The sequence below is a fragment of the Kordia jejudonensis genome, from assembly GCF_001005315.1.
Classification (GTDB): Bacteria; Bacteroidota; Bacteroidia; order Flavobacteriales; family Flavobacteriaceae; genus Kordia; species Kordia jejudonensis.
In genome coordinates this window covers 1-11,498 of record NZ_LBMG01000080.1, presented here as the reverse complement: position 1 = coordinate 11,498, position 11,498 = coordinate 1, and the positions used below count along the sequence as shown (strand labels likewise).

General features: G+C 33.4%; 11 protein-coding genes. 4 read left to right on the top strand and 7 right to left on the bottom strand.

Annotation, left to right across the window (positions count from 1 at the left end):
* Positions 1-271 precede the first annotated feature (271 nt).
* The 7 genes from AA089_RS22140 to rpmH all read right to left on the bottom strand — a co-directional run bounded on the left by AA089_RS22140 (position 272) and on the right by rpmH (position 7,224).
* Positions 272-586 carry a hypothetical protein gene (locus AA089_RS22140; protein ID WP_046759206.1) on the bottom strand — a complete coding sequence of 105 codons (315 nt, stop codon included), beginning with the start codon at positions 584-586 and terminating at the stop codon, positions 272-274.
* A gap of 136 nt (positions 587-722) precedes the next feature.
* Entirely contained in the window at positions 723-1,703 is a 981-nt protein-coding gene (locus AA089_RS22135) for a glycosyl hydrolase 53 family protein (protein WP_046759205.1), read from the bottom strand.
* Positions 1,704-2,256: 553 nt separating this feature from the next.
* A complete protein-coding gene (locus tag AA089_RS22130; protein WP_046759204.1) occupies positions 2,257-2,547 on the bottom strand; it encodes a DUF805 domain-containing protein in 291 nt (96 codons plus the stop codon).
* A 293-nt stretch (positions 2,548-2,840) separates the two neighbouring features.
* The gene (locus tag AA089_RS25850) at positions 2,841-3,143 is read right to left on the bottom strand and encodes a DUF805 domain-containing protein (protein WP_046759203.1); all 303 of its coding nucleotides are present in this window, start codon (positions 3,141-3,143) and stop codon (positions 2,841-2,843) included.
* 18 nt (positions 3,144-3,161) lie between these two features.
* Positions 3,162-3,707, bottom strand: a complete 546-nt coding sequence (locus AA089_RS22120) for a hypothetical protein (protein WP_046759202.1) — start codon at positions 3,705-3,707, stop codon at positions 3,162-3,164.
* A 397-nt stretch (positions 3,708-4,104) separates the two neighbouring features.
* Positions 4,105-6,960 (bottom strand): carbamoyl-phosphate synthase large subunit, encoded by a 2,856-nt coding sequence (gene carB, locus AA089_RS22115; RefSeq protein WP_046759201.1) that lies wholly within the window; start codon positions 6,958-6,960, stop codon positions 4,105-4,107.
* 105 nt (positions 6,961-7,065) lie between these two features.
* A complete protein-coding gene (rpmH, locus tag AA089_RS24365; protein WP_082113443.1) occupies positions 7,066-7,224 on the bottom strand; it encodes a 50S ribosomal protein L34 in 159 nt (52 codons plus the stop codon).
* A gap of 171 nt (positions 7,225-7,395) precedes the next feature.
* Here rpmH and AA089_RS22110 point away from each other — a divergent pair, with 171 nt between their 5' ends.
* From AA089_RS22110 to AA089_RS22095, 4 genes are all read left to right on the top strand, one after another.
* The gene (locus AA089_RS22110) at positions 7,396-7,962 is read left to right on the top strand and encodes a hypothetical protein (RefSeq protein WP_046759200.1); all 567 of its coding nucleotides are present in this window, start codon (positions 7,396-7,398) and stop codon (positions 7,960-7,962) included.
* Positions 7,963-8,041: 79 nt separating this feature from the next.
* Positions 8,042-9,286 carry a class I SAM-dependent rRNA methyltransferase gene (locus AA089_RS22105; RefSeq protein WP_241480027.1) on the top strand — a complete coding sequence of 415 codons (1,245 nt, stop codon included), beginning with the start codon at positions 8,042-8,044 and terminating at the stop codon, positions 9,284-9,286.
* A 275-nt stretch (positions 9,287-9,561) separates the two neighbouring features.
* Positions 9,562-11,067 carry a sodium/proline symporter gene (locus AA089_RS22100; RefSeq protein ID WP_046759199.1) on the top strand — a complete coding sequence of 502 codons (1,506 nt, stop codon included), beginning with the start codon at positions 9,562-9,564 and terminating at the stop codon, positions 11,065-11,067.
* Entirely contained in the window at positions 11,064-11,402 is a 339-nt protein-coding gene (locus tag AA089_RS22095) for a hypothetical protein (RefSeq protein ID WP_046759198.1), read from the top strand. Before AA089_RS22100 ends, AA089_RS22095 begins: the two co-directional genes overlap by 4 nt.
* Positions 11,403-11,498: the final 96 nt, after the last annotated feature.

The window sequence follows — 11,498 nt, the reverse complement described above, 5'->3', positions numbered from 1 at the left end:
TTTCTAGTTGAAATTTGAAGATTTTTACTAGGTTTTTCTTTTTCCTTATAAAAATACGGAAAAGATTGGAGAATGGAGATTAGTTCTTTGCTGTTTGTTGTTCGTAATATTTTTTATCTGTGTTGCTGTATTCAAACATCTATTTTTCAAGAATAAAATTCCTAAAGTTAAGTGAATGTATTTTGTTTTAGTGTTCAATTTTCCTCAAATAGTTAGCTAATGTGTTCATTCTTAATTACTAAATTAATTATGCTTGTCATTATAAAAGGTTTTAAATTCCAGTCCACAACATTTTTATGTAATATATAATAAGTGTCAAAATTCCAACTACAATTATTAAGAGGTTTGACTTGACAATTTTTGAGATAATCATTGCAAAAAGTCCAACAATCAAAATTATTCCGCCTTCAACAATTGGACTGTTTAGATCAATCGTAATTTGTTTGTAAGATTCAACTTCTTCATATTCAAAAGAATATTTTTTCAAGATCAAGAATAATATAAAAATCATAAATGTTATCCAAAACAGCATTCCATTTCCAAGTATTATTATCCACTTTTTTTCATTTAATTCAGCTAAAGTCATGTCAATTTATGAGTATAAATGTTTCTAAAATATTTTTTAATCGTCTTGTGTATGATGAGTAGCGGATTTCTAGTTACTACTTTTCAGATTGGCGCTGCCATTCATTTTGTATTCATACTTTTTACTTGGAAATTGATTATTGATTCAGGTAAACATTCCAAACAGACATTGCTGTGCGTTCCACGCCGTTTTCATCGTACAAGCCTGTATCTCTCCACAATTGTCCCACATCTTTTAATTCTGCTGGAAATGTTTCCCATAACAAATCGTAATCTCTGTGCGCCCACCAAATTATAAATTCGTACTCTTGCGTTTGTGCATTTTCTAGTAAGGTTTCTAAGTATACACGTTGTCCTTGCTCAGTTCCATCAATAGACAAATTTAGATTGGGCACTACTAAATTTTCGGCAATATGAGCTGTTTCTACAAAAGCAATTGGTTTATTGATCGCGGCATGCAAGAAATCAAAAGTTTCTTGAAACTCTGCCTGAGTCTGTTGATTTTTGAAAAACGGATAAAAACTGATGGCCACAAAATCCATTTGATTCATATAGGCAATAATTTCGTTGCTGTATGCAGTTGGATTTGCTATTTCGGTTTCAAGTAAATTATGCAACGATATGGATTCGGATATTTTTAGGTTAGGATATACTTCTTTAATACGTGTTGTTACATTTTGAATCAGCATTTTATATGATTCCCATTTGTTTTCGGCTCTTAATCGCAATTCATTCACTTCAATGGCAATGACTAAGTAGTTTGGCGAAAATCTATCGACCAAATAGTGTATGTGCTTAAAATATGCATCTTCAATAGCTGCGTCATTTAGTTGTGTGTAGGAAGGAATTGAACCGTCAAAGTCCGTAGCGAGATCGTTTCTGTTTAAATTTAACATGCTAACCGAAAGTAACAAATCGTTACCGCTTATTTTTCTATTGACTCTTCCTGTAATTTCATTTGTAAATGCTGTTGGCAATGGTGTATCATTGATCCAAGCGTTCCAAGGAATTTTATTGTCAATATGTTCAACATAGATATCGCCATTATTTTCAAGAAAGTTATAGGTATTATCTACATCCGCCAAATTTGGTCCATAACTCCATGTTGTAAATCCCATTTTGAAGTTCCTGCTTGTCGTTTCAGAAAGGACAGTATCTTCGTTACAACTAAGCAGTATAAAAAAACTACAGAGCAAAAATATATGGAGTTTGTATGACATCATTTGTTTTTTACAAGTATATTTTTGATAACGGTTTTGGATATACTTGTAGTATTTATGTTCACTAATTTAAACAAAAAATGTATTATTATTTGAATTAAAGAAACGCTCCAAAAAACCGAATGGCTTTATAGAAGCGTTTTTAATTATAACTTTTGCATTTTTTTATTTTGATAAAACATTAGAAGGAATAAAGCGCCAAAATTATATTTCCTAATAAACTATTTATCTTCAGATGACATCTAAAAGTTTCATCGGGCAAACCGTTTTTTTAGAACATCTGCAAATTCAAATCCAAATACGAAGACTTCCAGCACAGAAGAGTACTAAATATAGTTTTAGATATTTCCAAAGAAGATGTTTTACATGTATTTGTCATTGTTTACCATTAATTTTTATGCTTTGTTGTATTCAGTTTATATACAAATACAATGATCAAAAATTACGTTAGTTATGCTTCTTTTGCTTGAATACTGGCAAGAATTATATTGACAAACGGGACTAGAAACAACCATTTGTTATATCCTGCGTCATTCAATCTTCGAAAACCGAGCGCAATAAAGGGAAGTAATGTAAGGAGTAAATAAATATCTCCAAGATTCTCAATGCCAAGTTTTACACCGAAAAAGGCTACTATGAATACAATGATATTTTCAATAAGGAAAAACATCCAAAATTGTTTTACGGTTGATTTTCCTGTGAAATCAAAGGTTCTTTTTAGTGGTTCTATGTAATAGTTCATAAAGTCGGTTTTTAATTGTTCTTCGTTATTTAAGTTTCAAATCCTACGTTTTAATGTAGAATATTTTCTACAAATAACAACAATAATTATCATATTATGATACGGTTTTCCGTAAAGTGTAGAAAATTTAGACACAAACTTAATTCAGTTTACATTTCTAAAATTATTTTTGACATTATGTAGTAGATTTATGATTGTACTCTATTGCCTTTATATTTTTAATCTTAACATCGTAATAGAAGAAATTTAGTGCGAAAATTATATTTTCTAGCAAGCTTTTTTTTACTTTACAATTATACTAGTACATCAGATTTTTCACTAGGAAATACAGCAAGAATGAGTCCTACAATGGGAATTAAAAATAAAAATTTGTTGATTCCAGCGTCATTCAATCTTCGAAATCCAATCGCCACGTAAGGAATAATCATTATAATTAAGTAGATATTAAATAAATATTCAAAATTAATTAGTGACCTAATAAAGCCTATTGGAAAACCTAGTAAAGAGAAAATTAAAAAGAACATCCAAAATGATTTTAGATCTGTTTTTCCCGAAAAGTTATTCCATTCTTTTACTGCTTCTATAAAATAGTTCATTTTTCTTTCAGTTGTATATTAAAAACAATTTTCCTCAATGCAAGATGCCGCCTCGTCAGCAATACAAGCCAATCCACCTGTAAATGCACATTTTAATGCTGTGTAAGTACTCCATTCTTCGTAAACAGCGTGTTGCACACAATCTTGAATTCCGTCATAAGAACAAGGATACGCTTGTTTCAAAAAATAATTTTTATTTGTTTCAATACTTGATTTTATCCCATTGACAACTTCAACGATTATATAAACTTCATCATTAATCATATATTTTACTGTTCCACTAATTGATGACAAATTATTCTGAATATAGATATCCAATTCAGCATCAGATAAATTTTCAGGTATATAGAATGAGCTTTCAAATTCTGAGTAAATCAAATTATCTCCATTTTTAGGAGTTTTTATTTTTGTACCTGCATAATTACTAATAATTTCAGTAAAATTAACTTTTTCAGATATGTATAAAAAAGTTTCTTGTTGTTCATTTTCTGCTCGATCTTCACTACAAGCAAAACATAGTATGCTTGTCAGTATAACAAATGCTATTTTTAATGTATATTTCATTATTTAAATTAGTTTTGTAAAAAATATTTTTATGTAAATATTTTTCGTTTTGTTTTTAGTTGTTCCTTTTCTCAAAATTTCCACTTTTGGATGGCCTTTCCAACTTAAAACATCAATACTAATAATCAGATCTCTAAAAATTGATTATAATGCAATATGCTTAAAATTAAGGGAATTTAAGAAAAATTATTTAAAAATAACTGTTATTTCCTACAAATAAATACCAAAAATAATTTACAACCTTACGGTTTTCCGTAGCTAGATCTTACTTTTTTATTTGTATTTTTATAGGCTGTAAAAAAAAAATGCTCCCAAAAACCAAGTGGCTTTGTTGGAGCATTTTTATGATTTGATGTGATTCCGCATCAAGTGCGGAATGACACATTTGTATAAGTTTTTATTTACTCAAATACATTTTTCTACGTGAATATAAGTTGTAAAAGTCATCATCTTTTAAGCTGTCAATGAATAAGATGCTTTCTCCTGTACTTTTCATTTCTGGCCCTAAACGCTTGTTTACATTCGGGAATTTGTTGAATGAGAATACAGGTTGCTTGATAGCATATCCTTCTAGTTGCGGGTTAAAATCGAAGTCCGTTACTTTTTTCTCTCCTAGCATTACTTTCGTTGCATAGTTTACATACGGTTCTTTGTAGGCTTTCGCGATGAATGGAACGGTACGGGAAGCTCTCGGATTGGCTTCAATGATGTACACCATGTCATCTTTTATGGCAAACTGAATGTTGATTAAACCAACCGTATTTAATGCTAAGGCAATCTTTTTTGTGTGATCTTTAATCTGTTGCATGACAAACTCACCCAAGTTGAATGGCGGCAAGGTTGCATTTGAATCTCCAGAGTGAATTCCGCAAGGTTCAATATGCTCCATGATTCCGATAATATATACATTTTCGCCATCACAAATTGCATCTGCTTCCGCTTCTATGGCTCCATCTAAATAATGATCGAGTAAAAGTTTGTTGTTTGGAATTTTACGTAGTAAATCAACCACTGTTTCTTCCAATTCTTGCTTATTAATCACAATTTTCATTCCTTGTCCTCCAAGAACGTATGAAGGTCTTACCAAGATTGGAAAGTCCAATTCGTCTGCCAGCGCTAAGGCCTCATCCGCATTTTCAGCAACTCCAAATTCTGGATATGGAATGTTGTTTTCTTTTAATAATGTTGAGAAACTTCCTCTGTCTTCCGCTAAATCTAACGATTGGAAAGTTGTTCCTATAATTTTAATTCCGTGACGATCTAACTTTTCAGCTAATTTCAACGCGGTTTGTCCACCAAGCTGTACTATAACTCCTTCTGGCTTTTCATGCTGAATGATATCGTAAATGTGTTCCCAGAAAACAGGTTCAAAGTATAATTTATCTGCCGTGTCAAAATCTGTAGAAACCGTTTCAGGATTACAGTTAATCATGATCGTTTCATACCCACATTCTGCAGCAGCTAAAACGCCATGCACACAACAGTAATCAAACTCAATTCCTTGTCCAATACGGTTGGGTCCAGAACCTAAAACTACTATTTTCTTTTTATCCGTTACAATACTTTCATTGTGTACAAAACGATGTCCGTCTGCCGTTTCAATTTCAGCTTCAAACGTAGAATAGTAATACGGTGTTTTTGCTGTAAATTCTGCCGCACACGTATCAACCAATTTGTATACACGCTTGATGCCTAGCTCTTCACGTTTTTTGTATACTTCACTTTCCCAACAGCCTAACATGTGTGCTATTTGTCGGTCTGCAAAACCTTTTTGCTTTGCTTCCAATAGTAAATCTTTCGAAATACTATCAACTTTGTTGTGTGAAGATATTTCTTTTTCTAATTGATATAATTCTTCGTATTGACGTAAGAACCACATGTCAATCTTAGTAATTTCATGAATTCTACTCAACGGAATTCCCATCTGAATGGCATCATAAATTACAAATACACGGTCCCAAGACGCATGACGCAATTTACTAATGATGGTATCGTAGTTTGTGTATCCTTTTCCATCGGCACCTAACCCATTTCGCTTTATTTCAAGCGATTGTGTAGCTTTGTGTAATGCTTCTTGGAATGAACGCCCAATTCCCATTACTTCTCCAACGGCTTTCATTTGCAAACCTAATTCACGATCTGAACCTTCAAATTTGTCAAAGTTCCAACGTGGTATTTTTACAATTACATAATCTAATGTTGGTTCGAATAATGCCGAAGTCGATTTTGTAATTTGATTGTCTAATTCGTCTAACGAATAACCAATGGCTAATTTTGCTGCTATTTTTGCAATTGGATATCCTGTAGCTTTACTCGCCAATGCTGACGAACGTGATACTCGTGGATTGATTTCAATGGCAATAATATCTTCTTTTTCATCTGGACTTACCGCAAATTGCACATTACAACCTCCTTCAAAGTCTCCAATACTTCGCATCATTTTGATGGCCATATCACGCATTTTCTGATATGTACGATCTGATAATGTCATCGCAGGTGCCACGGTGATAGAATCTCCTGTGTGGATTCCCATAGGATCCATATTTTCGATAGAACAGATAATAACTACGTTGTCATTTTTATCACGAAGTAATTCTAATTCGTATTCTTTCCAACCCATCATCGCTTTATCGATCATTACTTCATGAATTGGTGAAGCTTCTAATCCGCGACGTAATAATTCGTCAAAATCTGCTGGATCATATACTATAGAAGCGCCTGCGCCTCCAAGCGTGTATGAGGCTCTAATTACCAACGGAAAACCAAATTCTTGTGCAATTTCTTTTCCTTTTAAGAATGATGTTGCAGTAGCTTGTGGCGCCATTCCAACACCAATTTGCCCCATTAACTCTCTAAATTTCTCACGATCTTCCGTAATATTGATTGCTTCAATGTCAACTCCAATAAGTTTGATATTAAAATCTTCCCAAATTCCTTTTTCATCCGCTTCAATACAAAGATTCAAAGCTGTTTGTCCACCCATTGTTGGTAAAACGGCATCAATATTTGGATGCTTTTTTAGGACTTCAATAATCGATTTGGTGTTGAGAGGTTTTAGGTACACATGATCGGCCATGGAAGGATCGGTCATGATGGTTGCAGGATTTGAATTGATAAGGATGGTTTCGATTCCATCTTCTCTAAGTGAACGTAATGCTTGTGATCCTGAGTAATCAAATTCACAAGCCTGACCAATTACAATTGGTCCAGATCCGATAATTAAAATTGAATTTAAGTCTTTTCTTTTTGGCATGTTGGATTCGTGTGTGTTGTGTTGCTAAAAATAAAAAATGTTCAGGTATAAAAAAAGGTGTTGCTTCTAAAAAAACAACACCTTAATTTATATGATAGTATATCATTACTTCTTATGTCTCAATTCAGATGACACAGAAACTTTCTTTCTTCCTTTTGCTCTTCTACGCGCTAGCACTTTTCTACCGTTTACAGAAGCCATTCTTTCTCTGAAACCGTGCTTGTTTCTTCTTTTTCTTTTCGATGGTTGAAATGTTCTTTTCATTACTTTAAATATCTTTAATTTCTCTTGTCAATAATTGTAAATGCACGCGAGATTCTTTTCTAAAAGTGCGGCGCAAATATACAAAGAGTTTTTACTTTCACAAACAGATTTTAAAAAATATTTTAGATTGTTTTTTATACATTTGCAACCTCGATAAATATATATCCATTTATGTTCAACAAAAATATCAAATTAATCATAGCGGCAGCCATTTTTGCCTTTGCAATTTATCAATTTACTGAAAGTTATATTGGAAATGGAATATTCTTGATTCTTTTAGCTGCTATTTTCATTTTATTATACTTTAAGAATGAAATTATTTTATTGTCATTTTTAAAATTACGTAAGCAAGATTTTGATGGTACAAAGCGTTTGCTTTCCAAAATTAAAAACCCTGAAACAGCGCTGACACGAAAGCAACAAGGATATTATTACTATCTACATGGTATTATGGCATCGCAGAACAATTTGACACAAGCCGAGAAGCATTTGCGTAAAGCAGAAAAATTAGGTTTGAGCATGGATCATGATATGGCGATGGTAAAAATGACTTTAGCGGGAATTGCAGCACAAAAAAATAGAAAGGTGGAAGCGAAGAGCTTGATTAAAGAAGCTAAGACGCTCGATAAGCGAGGAATGATGACCGAACAGATAAAGATGATGGAACAGCAAATGAAACGCGCTTCAAACGCTCCTAAACAACATTACGGCAATCGTCAGAATATGCGTAGAAGATAAAAAGTGATGAACTTTCAGTAGTTGATTGGTTTTCGATACTAACTTCTGATCGCTCAATACTATTTCAAAAACCGTACTTTTGTTGAAATTCATCGCAAAAGCAAAAAAATTGATCGATTTACCAAATATTCAAACACGTAAAATTGCCATAAAACTAAAACCTTCTGCGGAAATTTTAGTCAAAAAAGGACATCCGTGGATTTTTGAAAATAGCATTGCAAAGCAAAATAAAGAAGGAAAATCGGGCGATTTGGCAATTATATTTGACAATCGAAAGAATAAATTTTTAGCCTGCGGTTTCTACGATCCCAACTCTCCTATTCGAATCAAAGTACTCCAAGCCAATACACCTGTGACAATTAATGCAGCTTGGTTTGCGACCAAAGTGAAAGAAGCGTACGAGAAACGAATTCCATTGTTACAAACAGCAACTAACAGTTACCGATTAATTTACGGAGAAAATGACAACTTGCCTTCATTAGTCGCTGATGTGTATTACAATGTCTTGGTTGTAAAACTCTATGCGTCGTATTGGTTTTATTATTTAAAAGATATTTTACCCGAATTAATCAAGATCAGCAAAGCAGAAACAACCGTTTTACGCTTAAGCAGAAATGTGCTCAAAGAGAAGAATGAATTTGGTTTTACAGACGGACAAATTTTAGATGGCGAATTGCATAATGACGTTATTGTGTTTAAAGAACATGGTGTCAACTTTTCCGCAAATGTAATTCACGGTCACAAAACGGGTTATTTTTTAGATCATCGAAACAATCGAAAAAAAGTGGGCGAACTCGCTAAAAACAAAACTGTTTTGGATGTTTTTTCCTATGCTGGTGGATTTTCCGTTCATGCGTTGGTTGGTGGCGCAAAAGCTGTTACGAGTTTAGATATCAGTGCGCCTGCCTTGGAAATTGCAAAACGCAATGCCAAGCTGAATCAATATACGGGAACACATGAAATTATTGTTGGCGATGCGTTTTCAGCATTGAACAATCTGGCGCAAGCTAAACAGAAATTTGACATTGTTGTGATTGATCCGCCATCGTTTGCCAAAAGTGCCGCAGAAGTTGACAGAGCATTGGCGAGTTACAAAAAATTGACACAACTTGGATTACGCTTAGTTGCAAAAAAAGGAACGTTGGTGTTGGCTTCTTGCAGTTCACGCGTAACGTCTGATGTCTTTTTTGAGTTGGTTGAAGAAACGCTTCACAGAAACAACGCAACGTATACAATTTTAGAAAAAACATTACACGATATCGATCATCCAATTGGTTTTAAAGAAGGTGCATATTTGAAATGTGTGTATGTGCAAATTGATTAATTTTCAACTTTCACACAAAAACTTCAAATTAATTATACAAAAAAAGTTTGGCAGTTCAGGACTATTTTCTACACTATGTAATTTAATGTATTATGAATAATTGATTTTTAAAGAATAGACATATGAGATAATTTTGAATATTGTCCTTCTATTTTTAAATCTTTTAGTCATTAATTTTCGAAATCATAAGCATACACATAAAAGTTCCGTATATTCCATTTCTAACCATTAGTTATCAAAATAGTACGCTATACTGATAACCTAAACCACGATCCATGATTACAAAAATTACGGTGCTAGCCATTTACGTAGGTATTCTATTTTTAATTGGAATCTTAGCCTCGCGTAGAGTCAAAAGTATGAGTGATTATTATGTTGGAGGCAAAAAGATGGGCTTTTGGGCAGTTGCCTTTTCCGCAAGAGCCACTGGCGAATCTGGCTGGCTTCTTATTGGACTAACAGGAATGGGCGCTATCGCTGGATATTCTGGATATTGGGTTGTAGTTGGCGAATTACTTGGTGTTTTTCTGTCTTGGCAATTTATGGCGAAACGTTTTAAAAAGCGGTCTGACGCATACAAAGCCATTACAATTCCTGATTATTTACAAAGTCATTTCAAATCGTCCACAAACACATTACGGATCATTTCTGCTTCGGTATTAGTTGTTTTTGTCGTCATCTATGTCGCTTCACAAATGGACGTAACAGGTATTGCCTTCGAATCTATGCTTGGAATTGATTACCGAATTGGCGTGCTTATTGGTTTTACCATTGTACTTATTTACATTTTTATTGGCGGATTTGTCGCGGCAGTTTGGTCAGACATGTTTCAAGGAATTCTGATGTTTTTCGGATTGGTTTTGTTGCCAATCGTCGTGTGGTTTTCTATGGATCATGGCGCAGGAATTACCGCAGGACTAAACGCTATTGATCCTACTCTAACCCAAGTTATGGGAAGAAGCACAGACGGTTGGATGAACTTATTTACAATTCTTGGGTTTTCTATGATTGGTTTGGGCTTTTTGGGTTCGCCGCAAGTATATGTGCGGTTCATGTCGATTGAAAACGAAAATGAAATTGACAAAGGAAAATGGGTTGCACTTTTATTTACACTTTTAACGGATGCCGCAGCCGTAACTATTGGTATTTTGGCGCGAATTTACTTTACACAAGAAGGACAAGATCCTGAATCCATTTTAGGAACTGGTGGAGAAGATGTGCTAAGTATGATTACCAATGAATTTTTACCAACCATTCTCGTTGCAATTTTTATAGCAATTGTGCTTTCCGCAATTATGTCTACCATTGATTCTTTATTGATTTTAGCATCAAGTGCGATTACACGCGATTTTTATCAGAAAATATTCAGACCTGATGTAAAAGATGAAGATTTGACAAAATTTTCCAGATTAGTGACTATTGGCATGGCAATGGCTGCTTTGGGAATAGCGGTGTTGTTATACAATTTGTATCCTGATAGAAAAGTTTTTTGGATCATGATTTTTGGTTGGTCGGGCATTGCGGCTACCTTTTGCCCTGTTATTATTCTATCGTTATTTTGGAAAGGATATACAGAAAAAGGAGCTATTGCGTCTATGATTACTGGTTTTGCTTCTGTGATAGTGTGTAAATTTGTATTTTCGAATATGGAAAGTGTTGGCGCCTATTTTGTTGAATTGGATGTCCTAGCACCTTCATTTGCTTTCGCGATGATTGTTGGATATATCGTTTCAAAACTATTTCCAAAAAAGCATACTGAACAACCTGAAACTATTGAATGATTTTAATTTATAACAATCGTGGTATTTTAATTCCTGTATTTTTCGCTGTTCCATTTTTAGGCGTAATGCTTTTGATTGGCGCATTGAAAAGTTATATAAATACATCTTTTTCAACTGATTGTATTTTTGAAATTGGTGTCGGTATTGGATTGATCATTTCTTCCGTATGGACGTATTTTACAAGTTTTGATTATGTAATGAATAATGGACAAAAAGAAAAGATTGAAATGAATCATCATTTCTTTTACATCTCAAATAGATTGTGGAGTTATATTATGTTAGTTATTGGAATTTTAGTGATAATTTCAGGAATATTTGAATTCTTTTTTGATTAAAAAATCACTCGAAGTGACGGTTTAAGTTCATTTATAATTTAATATTTCAAAGTTATGTTTTGAATTACTTGTACTTCCCTAAATAGAGTTGACCGT